The following is a 19,818-nucleotide window of genomic DNA, read 5'->3' as shown; positions in this document are numbered from 1 at the left end:
GGGTCAGAGCTGGCTGTACTGGCGCTTGGTGAGGTTGTACGTGGCCGCGATGGAATTCCACAGCTTCACGGCGGTCTTCTTCTGGGCGGTCGCCGTGCCGCTCTCCTTGTTGCCCGCCTGCGCCTCCGCGGTGGTGCGGGCGTGGCCGCCCTTGCAGACGCTGCCGTTGCTCGCCGCCTGGTCGGCCCACGCCGCGTAGTGGCCGTCGGCGGACGAGGACGCCTTCCAGGCCTTGGTCAGCGCCGTGGTCAGCTCGTCGTGCTGGGGGAGCTTGTCGACCTTGAGGGCGTCGAGCTGGGTCACCAGGCCGTCGCGCTGGGACGCGGCCGAGCGCAGGTCGGCCGCGGCGCCGGGGAGGTTCTTGCAGCCCCTGATCGACTCGACCGCGCTGACCACCGAACTGCGGCTCGCACCGCTGGAGGCCAGCAGCGCGTCCAGCGCCTTGGCCTGCGCCTCGGCGGTGTCGGCGCCCGCACCGGCCTTCTTGCCGTCACCGTCGGCCGTGCCGCCGGGGGCGGTCGCGGCGGTCGCGGACGGCCGGCCGGCGTCGGACTTCGTCTTGCCGCCGCCCCCGCTCATCATCCCGCCGACCACGAGGCCGGCCACCACGCAGCCCGCCACGACGATGCCGATGAGCACCTTGGGCGAGATGCGGCGGCCGCGGTGGTCGTCGTCGTCCGCGTAGCCGTCGTAGCCGTCGTAGCCGTCGTAGCCCTGGTAACCGTCGCCGCCGGGACCCTGCTGCCACTGCTGCTGCCCGCCCTGCTGCCGGTCCCGGCCGTCGTGCGGCTGGAGGATGCGCGGGCGCATCGGCTCGGGGGCGGGGACGTCGCTGCGGAAGAGGTGGTCGTAGTCGCTGTCCGGCTGCGCGGGCTGCTCGAAGGCCGCCGGGTCGGTGTACTGCTGCTGGCCGCCGTACGACTGCTGGTCCGGGTACGGCGCCTGCCCGGGGTAGCCGGCCTGCTCCGGGAACTGCTGCGGGGCGGGGGCGCCGTGGCCGTACTGGTCGTAGCCCTGCTGCTCCTGGAAGACCGCCAGCGGCTGGGTCGCCTCGGCGGGCGCGGGCTCACCGGGGCCGCCCGCCGGGTAGGGCGGCAGCATCTGCGTGGCCTCCGCGGCCTCCAGCGGCTGCTGCGGCGCCTGGCCCGGGAAGGCGGGCTGCTGGGGCGCCAGGCCGGGGAACGGGCCCTGTGCGGGCGGCTGGGGGGCCTGCCCGGGGAAGGGCGCGGGGGGCTGGGCGGGCACCTGCGGCGGGGCCGCGGGTACGGGCGGCGGGGCGGCGGCGGGGCCCGCGGCCGGGTAGGGCGGCAGCATCTGCGTGGCGTCCGCGGCCTCCACGGGCTGCTGGGGGAGCTGCGGCGGCATGCCGGGGGCTCCGGCCGGTTCACCCCACGGGGTACCCGCAGCGGGCTGCACGTGCCCTCCGTACGTCTGCGGCTGCCCGGTGGGCTGGACGGCGCCTGAGTACGGTTCGGGCGTTTCCTCGCCGCGTCCGCTGCTGTGCATCGCCGTTGACTCCCGCCTTCACCAAGTGTCGGACGAGCGCACACGCTACCGGGTCAACCTGAAGGGGGGCCACGAACCCGAACGGGTGAGCGCCTGGCAGGGCTGCGGACCGGTGGTCCGCAGCGCCGCGGAGGGCCGCGGCGCCGGGATTTCCAGCGCTTTGGACGCGCCGGTGAAAACGGTGTCGGTACGGTAACGATTCGGTGTGCTCCGGCCCGTTCACCGTTTCACGCGGCGTGTTCCGGCGCCGTCCGGCTCTGGCTCACGCCGCCTCCTGCGCCTCCAGGCGGGCGCCGAACTCCCGTACCGACGGCTCGGCCGAGAAGGGGTCGAGACGGCGGCGGAAGTCCTCCAGGTATTCCGCGCCGCGGTCCGAGCGCAGCCCCGACAGCAGGGCCACCGCCTGGGTGCCGGTGTGGCAGGCCTGCTCGATCTCCCGCTGCTGCACCTGCGCGTCGGCCAGCAGCAGCATGTCGATGGCCCGCCGCCTGGTGCGGCTGACCGGGTGCGCGGCCAGCGCCTCCTCCGCGCGCCGGGCGGCGGGCGCGGCCTGGCCCAGGTCGCGGTGGCAGTGCGCCAGTTCGTCCGCGAGGTAGGCGTGGTCGAAGTGCGCGATCCACGCCGGGTCCTGGTCCGGCTGCGAGCGCTCCATGGCGCCCACCGCGAGGCCCGCGACCGTCGCGAAGGTCCGCGCGTCGCCGAGCAGCGCGTGGCCGCGCGCCTCGGCGGCGTAGAACATCGCCTCAGCGGTGTGCCCGACCTGGCCCCTGGCGCCTTCCTGGGCGGCGCGGGCGAGTTGGGCGATCTCCCGGGGATTGCCGAGGGCCGCGGCGAGGTGGCTCATGCTCGCCGCCAGGATGTAGCCGCCGTACCCGCGGTCGCCCGCGGCCTGCGCGAGCCGCAGCGCCTGGATGTAGTAGCGCTGCGCCAGGCCCGGTTGGCCGGTGTCCACCGCCATGTACCCGGCCAGTTCGGTCAGCCGGGCCACCGCGGAGAACAGCTCGCGGCCCACCGACTCCCGGTAACTGCCCGCCAGCAGGCCCGACACCACGCTGTTGAGGTAGTGCACGACGACCGGCCGGACGTGGCCGCTGCCGAAGCGGTGGTCCAGGTCGGTGAGCGCCTGGGTGGTCGCACGGACCGCCTCGACGTCCGAAGCACCCACCCTGGCACCGCCGTTGCGGGCCACACCCTGGTCGGGGCGGGTGATCAGCCAGTCCCTGCTGGGCTCGACCAGCGCGGAGGCGGCGACCGTGGAGCCGGTCAGGAACTCCCGGCGGCCGACGTCACTGCGCCACAGCTCGCAGACCTGCTCGATCGCGCCGAGCACGGTCGGCGAGAAGTGCAGGCCGATGCCCGTCGCCAGGTTCTTGCCGTCCGCCATGCCGATCTCCTCGATCGACACGGCACGGCCGAGCTTGCGGCCGAGCGCCTCGGCGACGATGCCCGGCGCCCTGCCGCGCGGCTGCTGCCCGCGCAGCCAGCGCGCCACCGACGTCTTGTCGTAGCGCAGGTCGAGGCCGTGTTCGGCCCCGCACATGTTGACCCTGCGGGCGAGCCCGGCGTTGGAGCAGCCGGCCTCCTGGATGAGCGACTGCAGCCGCTCGTTGGGCTGGCGCGCCACAAGTGGTCGTGCGGCCATGGTTGTCCCCCTCGTCCTCGTCGACCCGTCCCGGTGACCGACGTCCGTTTACGGCTCCGCGGTGCGCTGCGCCGCGGCCCGACTGCGGTGTGCCCGGCGGGCGTTCGCATCGCCCGGTGGCACGTCCCGCATGGCTGTGCGGCTCCGCTGGGCGATACTTTCCCAGTCCGTGACCGGGAAATGCCCCGCTTTGCGGGATTTCACCGGCAAGCGCCGATGCCTGCTCCCACTGACTACCCGTCACCAGGCCCCGGCGCTCGCGCGCGCCCCCGTTAGTGCATCCGTGCGCCTGCCATGACCCAGCCCGCGACCGCCCGTAACCCCCGGCCACGAGGGGGTGTTGAGCACCGCGTGGACAAAAGCAACCCACTCCCGCCCCGGCTCACGGGCGACCTGGCCGAGGCGGCTGTCCGCTACGCCGAGGACCGCCAGTGGGACGTCCTGCCCGGCACCTGGCTGGAGGCAGACCCCACCGGTGCGCCCTGCTGCTCCTGCAACTCCCCCGACTGCCCGGCGCCCGGCGCACACCCCACGCGCCCCGACTGGGCGACGGGGGCCAGCGGCGCGGTCGCGGCGGTGCGGCACATGTGGCAGAAACAGCCGCGCTCCTCCGTCCTGCTGCCCACCGGGCGCTCCTTCGACGTCCTGGAGGTGTCGGAGGACGCGGGCTGCCTCGCGCTGGCCCGCAGCGAGCGGATGGACCTGCCGCTCGGACCGGTGCTCGGCGCCCCCGGCCGCCGGATAATGTTCTTCGTCCTGCCGGGCAGCGGCGACAAGGTGCCCGACACGCTGCGCCGTTTCGGCTGCCGGCCCTCGACGCTCGACCTCTCGGTCCGCGGCCGGGGCAGCTGGGTCGTCGCCCCGCCCACCAGAACCGTTCCTGCAGGGGCGGTGGTGTGGGCCCGCCGCCCCGTCCCCGCGAACCGCTGGCTGCCGGACGCCACCCAGGCGCTCGGCGCGCTCGCCTACGCGTGCGCCCGCGAGGCGACGGACGCCGCGCGGGCCGGAACCGCCCCCGCCCACCGGCCGTCCGCCGGCGCCGCGGCCGCGGCCGCGCCCCCACGAGGACGCTGAACTCCCGCCGGACGGGGGCGGTTCCGCGGCCTCCCCGGTCCGGCCGCCACCCCCCGGCCGGCCGTCACCCAGCGCGAGAAACGGTCACTGTCAGTGGCCCCGTCTAGGGTGTCACTGTCCGTGGGAAGCCGCGGCGCAGGGCACGGGGCAGGGGGAGGCGGCAGGTCATGGCCGAGTCGGAGCAGGGAGCACAGCGGGGCACACCGCTGCCGTACTACGGCAACCGCGCGGAGGGGGCCGGCGGGCAGGAGGAAGGGCCCGTCCCCGCGGTGCGGGTGCGCGGGCTGTGGAAGCAGTTCGGCACCCAGGCCGCCGTGGCCGGTGTCGATCTCGACCTGCCCGCGGGCCTGTTCGTCGGCCTGGTGGGGCCGAACGGGGCGGGGAAGACGACGACCCTTTCCATGATCACCGGACTGCTCCGGCCGGACGACGGCCTGGTGCAGATCCACGGCCACGACGTGTGGGCGGACCCGGTCGCGGTCAAGGCCAGGATCGGCGTCCTCCCCGAGGGCCTGCGGCTCTTCGAGCGGCTGTCCGGACGCGAACTGCTCGCCTACACCGGACGGCTGCGCGGCCTGCCCGGCGCCGAGACCGACCGGCGCGCCGCCCAGCTGCTGGACGTGCTGGACCTGACCGGCTCCCAGAACAAGCTGGTGGTGGACTACTCGACCGGTATGCGCAAGAAGATCGGCCTGGCCGCCGCCCTGCTGCACAATCCGGACGTCCTCTTCCTCGACGAGCCGTTCGAGGGCGTCGACCCGGTGTCCGCGCAGGTCATCCGCGGGGTGCTGGAGCGCTTCACCGGCGGCGGCGGCACGGTCGTCTTCTCCTCGCACGTGATGGAGCTGGTGGAGAGCCTGTGCGACTGGGTCGCGGTCATGGCCGCGGGCCGGATCGTGGCCCGCGGCACCCTCGCCGAGGTGCGCGGCGCGTCCGGCAGCCTCCAGGACGCCTTCCTGTCGCTGGTCGGCGCGAACCGCTCCGGCGGCGAGGGCCTGGAATGGCTGGGCGGCGGCGCGCGATGACCGCCACCACCGCTCCCCCGCCCGCGGCCGCCACGCCGGTGACCGCCGTCTTCGTCCGGCTCAAGCTGACGCTCCTGCGCAACGGACTGCGGCAGTCCACCGGGCGTACGGTCGGCTGGTGCGCGGGCGTCGGCCTGGCCCTCGTCTTCACCCTCGCCAACACCGCGGCCCTGCTCTCGATGCGGCACAGCGAGCACGCCCCGGCGGTCGCCGTCACCGTGGCCGTGGTGCTCGCGGTGGGGTGGGCCGTCGTACCGCTCTTCTTCTTCGGCGGCGACGAGACCCTCGACCCGACCCGCCTCACCATGCTGCCGCTGCGCCCGCGCCCGCTGCTGACCGCGCTGCTCGTCTCCTCACTCGTCGGCGTCGGCCCGCTGCTCACCGCGCTGCTCATCGCCGGCGCCGTCGTGTCCCTCGCGTACGGGGCCGTGTCCGCCGTCGCCGCCGTACCCGCCGCGCTGCTGGTCCTCGCCCTGTGCGTCTCCCTCTCCCGGGCCGTCGCCGCGGCCAACACCCGGCTGCTGACCAGCCGCAAGGGCCGCGACCTCGCGGTGCTCAGCGGCGTCTTCGTGGCGATAGGCGCGCAACTGGTGCGGATAGGCGCGGATTCGCTGTCCGGCGGGAACGGGCTGGACCACGCCGACTCCGCGCTGTCCGTGGTCCGCTGGATACCGCCCGGCACCGCCGTCGACGCCGTCCGCTCCGCCGACCGCGGCGCGTACGGCCTGGCGGCCCTGCAACTCGCCCTGACCGCCGTGGTGCTGGCCGCGGTGCTGCGCTGGTGGCACCACAGCCTGGTGCGGCTCATGGTCTCCCCCGACGCGTCCACGATCTCCGCCGCCCCGGAGGAGTCCGCGAGCCGCGCGGACGGCGCCGGACGCACCCGGCGGCTGCCCTGGCCGCGGCTGCCCGAGGGGCGGACGGGCACGGTCGTGCAGCGGCAGTTCCGCTACATGTGGCGCGAACCGCGCACCAAGGCCTCGATGGTGACCGGACTCGCGATCGGCCTGCTGCTGCCGGCCGTCGCCGTCTTCCAGCACGGCAGCGTCTACCAGTGCCTGTGGGCCGCCGGGCTGCTCGGCGTCCAGATGTTCAACCTGTTCGGCACGGACGGCTCCGCCTTCTGGACGGTCGCGGCCACGATCGCCGACCGCCGCGACGCGGAACTGGAACTGCGCGGACGGGCCCTCGCGGTCGGCGCGATAGCCCTGCCCTACGTCACCGTGGTGACGGTCGGCGCGGACCTCGTCCTCGGCCAGGCCGGTTCGCTGGCCGAGACACTGGGGGTGTCGTACGCGTTCCTCGGCGCCCTCGTCGCCACCGGGTGCGCCGCGAGCGTGCGCTACCCGTACGCGCTCCCGCACGACAACCCGTTCGGCTCCGCCGCACCCGGCCAGAGCAGCCTCGCCGGCCTCAACCTGCTCGGCGGCACACTCGCCGCGGCGGTGCTGTGCGTGCCCGTCCTCGTGCCCGTCGTCGTCCTCCACGTGACCGGCCACCACGGCCTGCTCTGGCTCGCCCTCCCGGTCGGCATCCTCTACGGCGGGGCCCTCGCCGCCCTCTCCCTCCGCCTCTCCGCGCCCCGCCTCCTCGGCCGCCTCCCCGAAATCCTCACCGCGGTCCGCCTCTAGCCGGCGGGGCTTCCCCCTTCGCCGGGGGCGAGCGTCTTGCGCTGCCGCGCCGGGCCCGCGTCTTCAGGGCACGGCTGCGCTGCCGGGCACGCGTTTTGGGGGCGCGGGGAACTGCGCGCGCAACCCACCACCGGCCGGTGGTCCGGACACGACAGCAACTGCCCCTTTCGGACGGTGACTACCCGCGCCCCCGTCGTGGCTGGCCGCGCAGTTCCCCCCGCCCCTGAAAACGGCTGCCCGGCGCGGCCGGGAAGTGCTCATCCGCGGCGCAGCCGCAGTGTGGAGGCCAGGGCCAGGAGGGGGAGGACGGCGCCCAGGGCCGTCGTCAGAGGCCAGCCGCCGAGGTGGTACGCGGCGGAACCCGCCTGGGAGCCCACCGCCCCGCCGACGAAGAACGTGGCCATGTACGCGCTGTTGAGGCGGGCACGGGCGCCGCCGTCGAGGGCGTAGACGACATGCTGGCCCAGGACGAGCGTGGTCTGGACGGCCATGTCCAGCACCACCGCCGCCGCACCCAGCGCGAGCACACTGTGCCGCCCGGCCGCCGCGAGGCCGAACGCGGCCGCGGCGGCGACGAACGCCGCGGCGGTCATCGGGCGGACCAGGCCGCGGTCGGCCCACCGCCCGGCCAGCGGGGCGATGAGCGCGCCGCCCGCGCCCGCGAGGGCGAACAGCCCGACCTGCCACTGGCTGTAGTGGAAGGGCGCGGCGGTGAGCACGAAGGAGATCGTCGTCCAGAAGACGCTGAACGCCCCGAACATCGCCGCCTGGTACAGCGCCCGGCGGCGCAGCGCCGGATGGACCCGCAGCAGGCGCAGCGTGGAGCGCAGCAGTGCCCCGTACGGCAGCGCCGCCGCGGGCTGCCGCGGCGGCAGGGCGGAGCGCAGCACCAGCGTGAGGACGGTCATGAGCGCCGCCGAGCCGAGGTAGACGGCGCGCCAGCTCGTGGCGTCGGCAATGAGGCTGCCGACCGTGCGGGACAGCAGGATGCCCGTGAGCAGCCCGCTCATCACCTGCCCGACGACCCGTCCGCGGCTCGCGTCGGGCGCGAGGTCGGCGGCGTACGGCACGAGGACCTGGGCGACCGTCAGGGTGCAGCCCAGCACGAGGGACGCGGCGAGCAGCACCCCGAAGTCCGGTGCGAGGCCGGCCAGGGCGAGCGCGGCGACGGTGAGGGTGAGCAGCAGCGTGGCCAGCCGCCGCTTCTCCAGCACGTCGCCGAGCGGCACGACGAGGAGCAGCCCGAGCGCGTAGCCGAGCTGGCCGGCGGTCACCAGGCTGCCCGCGGTGACCGTGCCGATGTGGAAGGACCGGCGCAGCTCGCTGAGCAGCGGCTGCGCGTAGTAGAGGTTCGCGACGGTCAGGCCGCACGCGACGGCGAGCAGCACCACGAGGCGGCGCGGCGGGCCGTCCTGCGGCGCCGCCGCCGGGGCCGGGCGGTGCGCGCTTCCCCGGGCGGGCATCGCGAGGCCTGCGGGGCCGTTCGGCTGGGACATCGTCACCTCACTGCGCGGAGTTCACGGCACCGGTATAACCGGTGCGATGACGGTACCAGTCATACCGGTTCCGGGGGTACGCTGGCCCGCATGACGGACACCACCGCGCCGCCGCGCTTCCGGCAGGGGGCCGGGCGGCTCTGCCTGGACTACCTGCGCACCCTGCGGTACCGCGGGACGCCGCGCCCGGAGGAGGAACTGGCGGACGGCGCCGCGCTCGCCGCGTGGGTACGGCAGTGCGGGCCCGCGCTCGACACGTCCCGCTCGGCGGCGGAGCCCACCGACGCGGCCGTCCGCGAGGCCCGCGCCCTGCGGGAGGCGGTGTACGCGCTCATCGCCGCCGCCCGCGCGGGGGACGGCGCCGTCGCCGCGCCCTCGGTCCGTACCCGCCTCAACCGCGCCGCCGCGCAGCCCGTCCCCGTACCGCGCCTGGCCCCCGACGGCGAGTTGCGCTGGCGGGCCGAGGAGCCCGTCGGCGCCGTCCTCGCCCTCGTCGCACGCGACGCCCTCGAACTCGCGGCCGCGCCCGCGCTTCTGGCCCGCCTCCACGAATGCGCTGCCGCGGATTGCGGAGCGGTCTTCCTCGACGCGTCGCGTCCGGGGACGCGGCGGTGGTGCTCGATGGATGTGTGCGGCAACCGTGCGAAGAAGTCCACGTACCGCGCGCGTACCTGACCCGCGCCTCTCCCGGGGCCTCACCCCGTTCCCCCTCCGCGCGGCCGCGCACTCAGGCTCCGCCTGCGCCACCGGTCACTCGTTTTTCAGCCTGCGCCTGCACCGCGGGACACCCGTTTTCAGCCTGCGCCTGCACCGCGGGACACCCGTTTTCAGCCTGCGCCTGCGCTGCGGGGCACCCGTTTCTAGGGGCGCGGGGAACTGCGCGCGCAACCCACCACCGGCCGGTGGTCCGGACACGACAGCAACTGCCCCTTTCGGGCGGTGACTACCCGCGCCCCCGGTGGAGGCTGGTCGCGCAGTTCCCCGCGCCCCTAAAAAACGGGTCCCCAGCGCGACACGCGCACCCCGAAAAACGCTCGCCGCGCGCGGCACGCGCACCCCCAAAACGGGTCCCCCGCGCGGCAGCGCGAAACAGGGGCCCCGCGGCGTCGGCGCGGCCCGAAGAGCGGCGGCCCAGTAGCGCAGCCGCAGCGCGAGAAGCGGGCCCAGCGCGCCAGCGCAGAACGGGGACCCGGCGGCGCATGCGCGGCCCCACCGGTGGGCCCAGCGCGCCAGCGCAGAACGAGGACCCGGCGGCGTCGGCGCGGCCCCACCGGTGGGCCCAGCGCGCCAGCGCAGAACGAGGACCCGGCGGCGTCGGCGCGGCCCCACCGGTGGGCCCGGCGCGGCAGCGCAGAGCGGGGGCTCGGCGGCGTCGGCGCGGCCCCACCGGTGGGCCCGGCGCGGCAGCGCAGAGCGGGGGCTCGGCCGCGTAGGGCGGTTTACGCCAGCTCGGCGAGAGACTGGCGCCAGGCGGGGTGGAGGTCGTCGAGGAGTGCCTCGACGCGTGGGGGGAGGCCCCGGGCGGGGCCGGCGGTGGTGGTGCGGCTCAGGAGGGACGCGGCGGCGAATTCGAGGCGGGCCGGGTCGCCGGTGGCGTGGGCGGCGCGGAGCAGGGCGAGCCAGAGGCGCTCGTCCTGGGGGGCGACGCCCATGGCCGTCTCCACCGCGGCGACCGCCGCCTTCGGCTTGCCCGCGTCGAGGTGCAGCGTGGCGAGCGCGAGGGCGATCTCGGCGACCAGTACCGGGTGCTGGGCCTCGACGATCTCGTGCGAGAGCCATCCGTAGCGGCCGGCGGCGCGGTCGTCGAGGAGGCGGCCGCGGGCGAGGGAGAGGGCGTCGGTGAGGAGTCGGCGGCGGGCGGCGGGGTCGTGTGCGCCGACGCCTTGTTCGGCCTGGTGGTGGAGGGTCTGGAGGACGTCCCAGTCGGAGACGATGGACGGGGCGAGCACGATGCGGCCGGTCTCGTCGTGGGTGAGCCGGGGGGTGCCGTCGGGGTCGGTGCCGAGCCAGTCACGGAGCCGGTCGACGAGTCCGTCGCGGACGTCCTCGGTGACGCCGCGCGGCCACAGCGCGGAGGCCAGGACGCGCGGGTGGACGCCTTCGCGGTGCAGCAGGAGCAGCGCGAGGGCTTCGTGGAGCAACGGGCCGCGGTCGGCCTCGGGAGCCGGGACGCCGTTGACCTCGAAGGCGCCGAGGAGGCGGGCGTAGACGCCGGGGCGGCCGCGGTCGCTGAGGTCGACGAGGAAGGCGGGGGCGCCGGGGTCGGGGTCGCGCCCGTCGTCGCTGCCGTCGCCCGCCCCGGCCTGCGCGAAGAGCTGGAGGACGGCGGCGTACTGCGCGGCGGGCAGTCGCTGTGCGGCGAGGTCGAGGCCGAGCAGCGGGGCGGTGAGCCGGCCCGCGGGGCTGATCTCCAGCTCCCAGGCGGCGCCGGGGACGGCGGTGGTGTCGGCGGCGAGGAGGTAGCCGAGGCCGAGCCGTCCGGCGTCGGCGGCGAGTTCGGCGAGCCGTTGGGTCTGCGGGTCGTCGGGCCGGTCGGCGACGAGCACCAGGTGGGGTGCCCAGTGGCTGTGCTGGGCGCGCCCGGCGCGGCCGGTGAGGACGCTGTCCTGCCCGGCGGCCTGGAGCGCGGCGCGGCGCTGCTCGGTCTCGGCGGTCATGGTCTCGATGGCCTCGGAGACGTCGGCGACGTGCCGTACCCGGCCGGGGGCGAGGGCGGTGAGGTCCTCGGCGAAGCCGACGAGGGTCACGGTCATGCGGTCGGACCAGCCGTTGGTGGCCAGTTCCGCGGCGATGGAGGCGAGGACGGCGTCGCGGTCGGCCTTGGCGCCGGCGAGCGAGACGACGCCGGGCACCGCTTCGAGGTTGAGCAGCAGGCGTGCCTCGTCGAGGGTGCCGAGGGTGACCAGGCCCGGGTAGGGGGCGGCGGCCGCGGTGTCGGCGTCGGCGGGCAGCGAGGTGCGGGCGAGCCGCCAGAAGGTCTCGTCCTGGCCCAGCACCCAGGGCGCGGGCGGGGTTCCTTCGGACCAGGCGAGCTGGAGGTGCAGTTCGTCGGGGGTGAGCCAGGCGGCGTAGACGGTGGGCAGTTGCCGTCCCTCGCTGTCGAGCTGGGCGGACAGCGCGCGCAGGCCCCGGTCGAGGAAGGCGACGGTCTCGGGGTCGGCGCCGATCCGCAGCGCGTCGTCGGCGTCGGCGGCGGGGCCCTGCAGGGTACGCGGGACGCGCAGGATGCCCTCGGCGACGGACTGCCACAGTTCGGTGCGGCGCCGCCTGCCGAGCGCGGCGAGCAGGCCCGCGGCCAGCAGCGGGGCGGCGATGAGCGCCTCGGGCAGTTGGGAGAGCCCGCCGTGGTGGGCGGCGGCGTGGACGGTGGGGACGTGCCCGGGGCCGTGCGCGCCGGCCTGTTCGGGGGCGGGGGCGGGGCCGGGTACGGCGGGCGACTGGTGCTGGTCGGGCGCGGGGGTGTGGGCCGGGGTCTGGTGCGGGGCCTGGTGGGCGCCGCCGCCCGCGCCCTCGGCCGCGGTGTCCTTGGCGCCGCCGTGCTCGGCGTAGTGCTGGATGTCGTGGGCGACGTGCTGGACCTGCTGCGCCCCGGCGGCCGGCATGTCGACGATCTCGCCGCCGGTCGCGTCGCCGGGCATCTCCATGATCCAGCCGGGCCGGATGAGGCTGGCCTGCGAGAGCTTTGAACCGTCGGGCTGCACACGGTCCTTGTTGAGGGAGTAGATCTCCTTGTAGCGGCGCCCGTCGCCGAGGTGGCGCTGGGCTATGTCCCACAGGGAGTCGTGGTGGCGGCCTTCGGGCGGCTGGATCCGGTAGAACTTCGTGTCCTGCTGGGCGTGTTCGACGCTGCGGACGGTCCCGGCGTGGCCCGCGCCGCCCTCCGGCGGGGCGACGACGTTCGAGGAGCCCTGGTGCGGGACGCCCGGGGTCTGCTGCGCGGCGGCGACGGCGCCCGGACGGCCCTGGTGCTCGGCCTGGTGGTGGGTGCCGTGCTGGCCGAGCACGGGCGACAGGGTGGCCGCGCCGACGCCGAGCAGCAGCAGCGCCGCGACGAGCTGGCGGGCCAGCAGCTGGCTGCCGCCGGAGCCGGGTATGTGCCGCGGCACGCCCACACCGGAGAACGCCGCCTTGCCCTCGACCAGCACGCACGCGGTGAACTGCGCCCAGGCGATCCACACCAGCACCGCGAGGCAGTTGACGAAGGTCTCGGTGGTGATGGGCTGCCGCAGCACGTCGGAGTCGAAGTGGTGCGGGAAGGGCGAGCCGATGAAGTGCAGCAGCGCTCCGGGCACGCCGACCACGAGCGCGGCGAGCACCACGAAGGCGCCCAGCGCGCGGACGACGTCGCCGAACGTACGCTGCCTGCGCGGCGGCCGGCCCGGGTGCTGCCCCGGCCCCGGCCGCGCCTGCGACTGGTGGCGTCCCGTGGCGGTGGAGCGTGCCATCGCTGCTGCCCTGCTTCCTCTGCTCCGTTGCGTGCTGTGCGGTCCTGACGTTATGCGACGCGCCCGGTGGCGCGATACGTGTGCGCGGTGCCCTGCCCCGGCACGGCACCGCGGTCACTGCGTGAGCGCCTCCGCGGTGGCCGTTCCGGTGACCGTGTGGTTGTCGAGCGCGAAGAGGCTGGTCACCATGGGCTGGAAGCTGATCTTGACGGTGACGGTGATCCGCCGGGCGTTCCCGTGGCAGCTGGCCCGGCCGACGTCCTGCTTGCTGACGCCGGCCGACAGCAGGTACCGCGTGATGTCCCGTTGGCAGTTGCCGTAGAGGATCGGCGCGGTCTTCCCCAGGTTCGCGCCCGAGCGCAGGGCGTTGACGTCGATGTCCTGCGCGGCCGCGCGGGCGGCCTGCTCGGCGAGGTCGGCGGCGCGCTCGCGGGTGGACAGCACCCGGCCGCCGTCGACGACGAAGGCGGCGAGCGTGACGAAGAGCAGCGCGAAGATGAGCAGCGCGATGGCGCCCGAACCGCGGTCGCCCGCCCGACCGTACGCCCGCCGGCCCGCCCGGTCGTACGCCTCCCGTACCGCCCGCAGGCGGGCGCGCAGCAGGGGCTTCACTCGAACCTCCGGTAGGGGTCGAGGGGCGAGGCGAACTCGCTGCTCAGGGTGGTGGTGATGGGCAGGCCGAGGTCGGACAGGCCGCGTACCGAGCAGGAGACCTGGACGGTGTAGACCCCGCCGGGGGCCCACCGGGTGTTGTCGTGGGTGATGCGGATCGGGCCGGAGCAGATGTGCTGGAGGTCCTGCGTCGCGGTCTGCCGGGCCGCGGTGTTGGCCTTGGCGTGGTTGCCGTGCAGCGAACCGGCCCGTGCCGCGTCGCGCGCGGCGCCGTCCAGCTCGCCGCGGGCGTCGGCCAGTTGCCCGAAGGCGACCAGCACCAGGATGAAGAGGATGAGCACCGGTGCGATGATCACGACCTCGATCGTCGAGATCCCGGCGTCCCCGGCCCTCTCCCCCGCGCCCTTCTCCTCCCCCGCGGCGGCCGTCGCCGTCCTGTACGTCACCGTCCCGCCGTCCTCACTGTCCCCGTCCCGGTCATCCCCGTAGATCCCCGAACTCCCCGTCGTCCCCGTCGTCTTCCGTGTCGCACGCGCGCTGCGGGCCTCGCGTGCCGTCCCCGTTGCCGTCATGCCGGGCCGCTCCCTCACCCGTTGGGCATGAACTGCTCGATCGGGCCCTCGGACTTGCGGTCCACCGTGATGCCGATGCCGAGGATGGACGGCACGTGGCCCGACACCTCGACGCTGATCCGGTCGCGGTGCCCCGCGACCCGCTGGACGGTGACCTTCGGGCTGGTGAGCAGGCTGCCGCCGAGCCCGTCGATGTAGGAGCCGGCCTTCTTCTGCGCCCGGCCCTGCCAGTCGCTGCCGCTCACGGCCGCCTGGGTACGGGCCTCCCGGGCACCCGCGCGGGCCGCGGCGATCGCGACGTGCGTGGCGAAGTAGTACATCGCGAACTGCACGGTGATGATGATGACCCCGAAGACCAACGGCGTCAGGAAGACGAACTCGATCGCGGTCATCCCGCGGTCGTCCGCCCTGCGCCGCCCCACGCCGCTGTCGCCGCGCGCGGCGGCGAACCGGTCGCGCAGCACGCGGCCCACCGCCTTCATCGTCTCCCCCGTCCTTTCCGCTGTCCTGCCGTCCGCCGGTGTCCGGCGGGCGTCAGCACTTCGTCGTGGTGCTCGAATTCTGGATGCAGCTCTTGACGTCGCCGGTCTTCTTGTTCAGCGCCTTGCTGATGGTCACGCCGATACCGGCGACCAGCGCGGCGACGATCGCCGAGATGATCACCCATTCCACGGCGGAGGCGCCGATGCTGCGGCCCTCGTTGCGTGCCCAGGCGATACGGCGGCGGACGAGCCCGGCGACCGCGGTGGTCGCCTTGGCGAGGGGGTTGGGACGGTTCATGGTCCGGATCCTTTCTGGCGGACGACTCTCAGTCGGGTTGTCGGTCGTGCGGTGCATGTCGTGCGTGGTGCGTGGTGCGTGTGCTTCATACGTCGTGCGTCGGGCGTCCTGCCCGCGGCGCCGTTGCCGCCCGGTCGGTGGGACGCGTCCGAGGTGGTGCCGGTTCACGCCTGGAAGACGCGCATGGCGGCCGGGAACATCAGGAAGACCAGGAACCCCGCGGCGAGCATCAGCTGCGCCACGAGCATGGACTGCGAGTTCTCGCCCGCGGATCCCTCGATCTCGGCGAGCTCGCGGTGCCGCATGGTCTCCGCGCGGGAGGCCAGCGACTCGCGGATCTTGGCGCCGTCGTCGGCCACCAGGCCGAGCGCGACGGACAGGTCCTGCAGTTCCTCGACGCCTAGCTCCGTGCCGAGCCGGCCGAGCGCGACCCACTGGCTGATGCCGGTGATCCGGGCGTCGTTGAGGCAGCTGCGGATACGGACCAGCGCCCATCCGTCGCTGACCTCGGCCGCGGCCATCAGCGCCTCGGGCAGACCGCGGCCGCCCGCCAGGTTCATCGACACCAGGTCCAGGTAGGCGCCGATCACCCGGCGCAGGTCCTTGCGCTTCTCGGTGGCGTCGCGGCGCACTTCGAGGTCGGGCAGCATGAAGAACAGGCCCGCGCAGGCCAGCGCCAGCCACACCGGGACGATGGGGCTGATGCCGAAACCGAGCTGCCAGACCAGTGCGTAGAGGAACGGCCCGAAGACCAGGCCGGCCGCGCCGAGCAGCAGCTTGGTCGCGAGGAAGCCCTCCCAGCTGCGGTCCAGTACGGCCAGGTCGGCGCGCATCGAGCGCAGCTCCCAGCCCTGTTCGAGGTAGAAGGCGGCGACCCGCTGCCCGATCCGGCCGCGCAGGTCGGTCGCGCGCGGGGCGGGGCCGGCCACGGGGCCCTGCGCGCGCAGGGCGTCGATCTGGGCGACGGTGGCCGCGGCGCTGCTGCGGCCCGGGGCGAGCGCCCGGACGAGGGCGTAGATGCCGATACCGGTCACGGCGCCGAGCAGTCCGGCCAGTGCGAGCATGTTCACCGGTGCAGCACCTCCTGCCGCTGGGCGTGGAGTTCGGGCGAGTGGACGAGGAAGCGGGCCGGGGTCTCGACCTTCGACAGGCTGCGCAGCCACCAGAAGCCGGCGCCGAACAGCGCGCAGACGATCAGCAGCACCATCTGCCCCAGCAGGGTGCCGTAGGGCTTGACGAAGCCGCGGTTGAAGATGGCCAGCGCGAGCACCACGACGACCGAGACGATGACGACGATCTGCACGCTGCGCCGGGTGCTGGCGCGCTGCGCCATCACGCGCTGCCGCATGTCGACCTCCTCGCGCGCCGACTTGGCCAGCGCGCCCAGAACCTCGCGCAGACCCGGGCCGCGCAGCCGGGAGTTGAGGATGAGCGCGGCGATGATGATGTCGGCGGACGCGTCGTTGATCTCGTCGGCGAGGTGCTGGAGCGCGTCCGGCAGCGGGGTGCGGGATCGCAGCCGGTCGACGAGCGACTCCAGGTGGGTGCGCAGCGCGGGCGCGGCGGCGCGGGCCGAGGCGGGGATGGCCTGTTCCAGGCCGACCGCGCCGGCGATGGTGTCGCGCAGCGACTCCGTCCACCCGGCCAGCGCCTCCACCCGCTTCATCGCGGCGCGTTCGTCGGCGGCGCCGCCGAAGAGCTTGTCCCAGGTGAAGACGAGCAGCGCGGTGGCGATGCCGAGTACCGCCCAGCGGGTGAGCGCGATGATCGCGATCCCGGCGACGGCGGCGATCGAGCCGCGCTGCGACAGGAAGCGCATCATCTCGCCCGCCTTCTCGGCGGGGGCCTCACCGGGTGCGACGGGTTTTGGCGCCCAGCCGCGGATCGCGACCACGAACAGCGCGATGCCGCCGCCGACGACGGCGCCGGCCAGCAGCCCGTACATCACGGTCAAGGAGAAGACACCGGTCATTACCGCCACACCCCCGTGGGCTGGTAGCCGTTGGCGAGGAGTTCGTCGAGGCAGGCGATCGGCGCGTGCGGCATCGCCGCGCCGGTCCTGCCCTCGGCGAAGACCTCGCTGGAAAGTACCCTGCCGTCCACGCCGTTGACCTCGCGGACCGAGGTGACCATACGGCGCAGGGTGCCGCCGTGCTGGAAGTCGTTGCGGCGCTGGATGAAGACCACGAAGTCGATGGCGCCCGCGACGAGCATCTGCGAGGCCTCGATCGGCAGCCGTTCGCTGGCCTGCAGCGCGTAGGTGGAGATGCGGTTGAACACCTCGGCCGAGCTGTTGGCGTGGATCGTGGACAGCGAGCCGTCGTTGCCCTGCGACATCGCGTTGAGCATGGTGACGATCTCGTCGCCGAGGACCTCGCCGACGATGACCCGGGAGGGGTTCATACGCAGCGAGCGGCGGACCAGTTCGGCCATGGAGATGGCGCCCAGGCCCTCGGAGTTGGGCAGCCGCTCCTCGAACGCCACCACGTTGGGGTGGAGTTCCGGGAACTGGTCGAGGCCGAGTTCCAGGGCGCGTTCGACGGTGATGAGCCGCTCGTGCGCCGGGATGACGTTGGCCAGCGCCCGCAGCAGGGTGGTCTTGCCGGCGTTGGTGGCGCCGGCGATCATCACGTTCTTGCGGGCCATGACGGTCGCGTGCAGGAAGCTGGCCAGCTCCGGGGTGATCGTGCGGTTGCCGACCAGGTCGGCGAGGAAGACCTTGCCGAGCCGGGCGCGGCGGATGGACAGCGCGGGCCGCCGCGTCACGTCCATCACGGCCGAGAGCCGGGAGCCGTCCGGCAGCCGCAGGTCGAGCTGCGGGTTCGCCGAGTCGAAGGGGCGCGAGGACAGGCCCGAGTAGGCGCCCAGCACCTGTATGAGCTCGATCAGTTCCTCGTCGCTCTCGGCGACCGGCTCGCCCTGGAGCTCGCGGCCGTCGGAGTAGCCGACGAAGACCTGGTCGCAGCCGTTGATGTCGATGTTCTCGACGTCCGGGTCGTCCAGCAGCGGCTGGAGCCGTCCGACGCCGAAGAGCGCCGCGTGCACGGCGGCCGCGTACGCCTCCTCGGCGACCGCGTCCAGCGGGGTGCGGCCGGCGTTGATCTCCCGGCGGGCGTAGTCCTCCAGGATCTGGGCGATGATCGCCCGGGCGAACTGCCGCTCGTCCTCCGGGCTCATCGCCGGCGCGCCGGAGACCTGGTCCAGCCTGCGCTGTTCGGCGATCCGGTCGCCGGCCTGCTCCCGGAAGCGCTTGACCAGCTGGTGGTCGATCTCGCTCATCGGAAGACCCCGTACCGGTTCGGCACGTCGCCGGCGATCTGCCGCGTGGAGCGGATCAGCAGGGACTTGTCGAGCCGGCCGCGGCGCCGCCCGGTGAGCATCTCGGCGCCCGCCGGGTCGTGCGCGACGGTGCCGACGACCCGGGCGGATATCTGCGAGGCGACCAGCATGTCGTTGGCCTGCCCGGCGATCCGGGCGCTGTGCCCGGGGTCGGCCACCAGCAGCACGCCGATCGGCGGGTGGCCGAGGGCGCCGGCGCCGCGCTGCGAGCCGTGCAGCTTCGCCGACAGCGCGCCGGCCCGGTCCCGTACCCGGGCCAGGTGCTCGGCCTCGGTCCTGGCCACCAGCAGCACCAGCGCGGCGTGCTGGAAGAGGCCGAGGGACGCGGAGTCGCCGCTGATCCGGCCGCAGTCGGCGATGACGTCGGCCGCGCCGCTCGGCGACTGGCCGAGCATCGAGAAGACCTCGCCGAGGACGGGCCACAGCCCGGTCAGGCCCGCGGCCTGCTCCGAGCCGCCGAGTCCGACGAGGACGTCCAGGCCGCCGGCGAGCGGCTGGGTGTGCTCCCACACCTGCTCGGCGGCCAGGCCGCGGCGGGCGGTGGCGGCGAGCGAGAGCACGCCGACGTTGGGGTCGAGCATGCCGCCGTGGGCAGCCCGCGAGCGGTAGACCAGGTCGCCGCCGGCCGGGTCGGTCTCGGCGAGCAGGGCGCGCCGCGGCCACACCGCGGCCAGCGCGAGCGCGGTCGTGGTGACGCCGGGCGAGCCCTTGTCGGCCGCGAGGGCGATCAGTGCCATGGGTCAGGTGCCGCCGCTCGCTCAGTTCCCGCTGGCGGGCGCGATGCGCACCAGGGTGACGTTGCCGGCCGAGGCCGCGTTGGTCAGCGGACCGGCGTCCGCGGTGTCGGCGAGGACGGTGACGTAGGTGTTGCCGCTGCCGTTGCCCGAGGTGTCCACGTCGATGGACTTCACGATCAGCTTGTTGCTGATCAGGGTGCTCTGCTGGGAGCCGCCGCCGCTGCCGCTGCTGGACGAGTCGTCGCCGCTGTCCTTGGTGGCGCTGTCGCCGACGAGGTACGCGGCCACCGTGTCGCCGACGCTGAGCGAGTTGCGGGGGAACTGCCCGTCCTGGAGGGACAGTCCGACCAGGGACTTGCCCTGCGTCAGGACGTTGTCCTTCTTGGTGATCATGTTGCCGGACAGGATCGAGTCGGGCACCAGCGTGACCGCGGCCCGGTAGTTGTCCAGCAGGTCGCCGCGCTGCTCCCAGCGGATCAGGCCGAGTCCGGAGTCGTCGGACAGGTCCACCGAGCGGATCGCGGACTCGGGTATCGGGTCACCCGCCGCGACGGACTGGGTGATCTCGACGTACGACTCCTTGTGGCTCGCCCGCACCACCGTCAGCACGGCGCCGAACGCGCCGAGCAGGATGAGCAGCACGGCGAGCGCCGCGAGCGCCGGCTTGCGCTCGCGCGGCGCCGTCGGCAGCCGCTCACCGCCGCCCGGCACACCCATGGCGGGTGCGGGCATACCGGCCTGGCGGTGTCCGCCACCGCCGCCGCTGGAACGATCCCTGGTCCTCACGTGACTGCCCCCGTCGCTCATACGCGACTTACGGTCGTTCGCGGACGGGCCGTCACCGGGGTGCCTGGCTGCCGAACCGCTTTCCAATGTCAAGTCACCGGGACGCTACCAGCGCCCGTCAAAGGCCCTCAAGGACGTTGGGCGACAGACGGACCACAGCCGTGCAACAGTTC

General features: G+C 74.5%; 17 protein-coding genes. 4 read left to right on the top strand and 13 right to left on the bottom strand.

The annotated features are described in order from the left end of the window. Nucleotides 1-3 precede the first annotated feature (3 nt). Together ACH4PY_RS07105 and ACH4PY_RS07100 are read right to left on the bottom strand one after the other, a co-directional pair. Nucleotides 4-1,365 carry a hypothetical protein gene (locus tag ACH4PY_RS07105; RefSeq protein ID WP_398176824.1) on the bottom strand — a complete coding sequence of 454 codons (1,362 nt, stop codon included), beginning with the start codon at nucleotides 1,363-1,365 and terminating at the stop codon, nucleotides 4-6. 403 nt (nucleotides 1,366-1,768) lie between these two features. Continuing rightward, nucleotides 1,769-3,148 (bottom strand): transcriptional regulator, encoded by a 1,380-nt coding sequence (locus ACH4PY_RS07100; RefSeq protein ID WP_398176822.1) that lies wholly within the window; start codon nucleotides 3,146-3,148, stop codon nucleotides 1,769-1,771. A 351-nt stretch (nucleotides 3,149-3,499) separates the two neighbouring features. Between ACH4PY_RS07100 and ACH4PY_RS07095 the strand changes: the two genes are divergently transcribed. The 3 genes from ACH4PY_RS07095 (at nucleotide 3,500) to ACH4PY_RS07085 (ending at nucleotide 6,878) form a co-directional block, all read left to right on the top strand. Next, nucleotides 3,500-4,222, top strand: coding sequence for a bifunctional DNA primase/polymerase (locus ACH4PY_RS07095; protein ID WP_398176820.1), 723 nt, complete (start codon nucleotides 3,500-3,502; stop codon nucleotides 4,220-4,222). Between the two features lie 167 nt (nucleotides 4,223-4,389). Continuing rightward, on the top strand, nucleotides 4,390-5,247 hold the full coding sequence (locus tag ACH4PY_RS07090) for an ABC transporter ATP-binding protein (RefSeq protein ID WP_398176818.1): 858 nt from the start codon (nucleotides 4,390-4,392) through the stop codon (nucleotides 5,245-5,247). Beyond that, nucleotides 5,244-6,878 carry a transporter gene (locus tag ACH4PY_RS07085; RefSeq protein WP_398176816.1) on the top strand — a complete coding sequence of 545 codons (1,635 nt, stop codon included), beginning with the start codon at nucleotides 5,244-5,246 and terminating at the stop codon, nucleotides 6,876-6,878. Before ACH4PY_RS07090 ends, ACH4PY_RS07085 begins: the two co-directional genes overlap by 4 nt. Nucleotides 6,879-7,135: 257 nt before the next feature. On the opposite strand, the gene ACH4PY_RS07080 is transcribed toward ACH4PY_RS07085, so the two are convergent. Further along, on the bottom strand, nucleotides 7,136-8,374 hold the full coding sequence (locus ACH4PY_RS07080; RefSeq protein WP_398176814.1) for an MFS transporter: 1,239 nt from the start codon (nucleotides 8,372-8,374) through the stop codon (nucleotides 7,136-7,138). Between the two features lie 90 nt (nucleotides 8,375-8,464). Here ACH4PY_RS07080 and ACH4PY_RS07075 point away from each other — a divergent pair, with 90 nt between their 5' ends. Next, a complete protein-coding gene (locus tag ACH4PY_RS07075) occupies nucleotides 8,465-9,049 on the top strand; it encodes a CGNR zinc finger domain-containing protein (RefSeq protein WP_398176812.1) in 585 nt (194 codons plus the stop codon). Nucleotides 9,050-9,813: 764 nt separating this feature from the next. Here ACH4PY_RS07075 and ACH4PY_RS07070 read toward each other — a convergent pair. The 10 genes from ACH4PY_RS07070 to ACH4PY_RS07025 form a co-directional block, all read right to left on the bottom strand. After that, nucleotides 9,814-12,819, bottom strand: a complete 3,006-nt coding sequence (locus ACH4PY_RS07070) for a BTAD domain-containing putative transcriptional regulator (RefSeq protein WP_398176810.1) — start codon at nucleotides 12,817-12,819, stop codon at nucleotides 9,814-9,816. A 114-nt stretch (nucleotides 12,820-12,933) separates the two neighbouring features. Beyond that, nucleotides 12,934-13,431 carry a pilus assembly protein TadG-related protein gene (locus ACH4PY_RS07065; protein WP_398176808.1) on the bottom strand — a complete coding sequence of 166 codons (498 nt, stop codon included), beginning with the start codon at nucleotides 13,429-13,431 and terminating at the stop codon, nucleotides 12,934-12,936. Beyond that, complete coding sequence (locus ACH4PY_RS07060) at nucleotides 13,428-13,877, bottom strand: TadE/TadG family type IV pilus assembly protein (protein ID WP_398176806.1); 450 nt, start codon at nucleotides 13,875-13,877, stop codon at nucleotides 13,428-13,430. Before ACH4PY_RS07060 ends, ACH4PY_RS07065 begins: the two co-directional genes overlap by 4 nt. Before the next feature lie 140 nt (nucleotides 13,878-14,017). Then, a complete protein-coding gene (locus ACH4PY_RS07055) occupies nucleotides 14,018-14,485 on the bottom strand; it encodes a TadE/TadG family type IV pilus assembly protein (RefSeq protein ID WP_398176804.1) in 468 nt (155 codons plus the stop codon). Nucleotides 14,486-14,537: 52 nt separating this feature from the next. Then, on the bottom strand, nucleotides 14,538-14,783 hold the full coding sequence (locus ACH4PY_RS07050) for a hypothetical protein (protein ID WP_398176802.1): 246 nt from the start codon (nucleotides 14,781-14,783) through the stop codon (nucleotides 14,538-14,540). 164 nt (nucleotides 14,784-14,947) lie between these two features. Beyond that, a complete protein-coding gene (locus tag ACH4PY_RS07045) occupies nucleotides 14,948-15,847 on the bottom strand; it encodes a type II secretion system F family protein (protein WP_398177611.1) in 900 nt (299 codons plus the stop codon). A gap of 2 nt (nucleotides 15,848-15,849) precedes the next feature. Beyond that, nucleotides 15,850-16,755: a type II secretion system F family protein gene (locus ACH4PY_RS07040; RefSeq protein ID WP_398176800.1), complete on the bottom strand. Its 906-nt coding sequence runs from the start codon at nucleotides 16,753-16,755 to the stop codon at nucleotides 15,850-15,852. Next, entirely contained in the window at nucleotides 16,755-18,062 is a 1,308-nt protein-coding gene (locus ACH4PY_RS07035) for a CpaF family protein (protein ID WP_398176798.1), read from the bottom strand. Before ACH4PY_RS07035 ends, ACH4PY_RS07040 begins: the two co-directional genes overlap by 1 nt. Then, nucleotides 18,059-18,859, bottom strand: a complete 801-nt coding sequence (locus tag ACH4PY_RS07030) for a hypothetical protein (protein ID WP_398176796.1) — start codon at nucleotides 18,857-18,859, stop codon at nucleotides 18,059-18,061. Before ACH4PY_RS07030 ends, ACH4PY_RS07035 begins: the two co-directional genes overlap by 4 nt. 21 nt (nucleotides 18,860-18,880) lie before the next feature. Then, nucleotides 18,881-19,591 (bottom strand): hypothetical protein, encoded by a 711-nt coding sequence (locus ACH4PY_RS07025; protein ID WP_398176794.1) that lies wholly within the window; start codon nucleotides 19,589-19,591, stop codon nucleotides 18,881-18,883. Nucleotides 19,592-19,818: the final 227 nt, after the last annotated feature.

It is taken from the genome of Streptomyces sp. NPDC021224, from assembly GCF_044332905.1.
In the GTDB taxonomy this organism is placed as follows: Bacteria; Actinomycetota; Actinomycetes; order Streptomycetales; family Streptomycetaceae; genus Actinacidiphila.
This window is presented reverse-complemented; position numbering and strand designations above follow the sequence as displayed.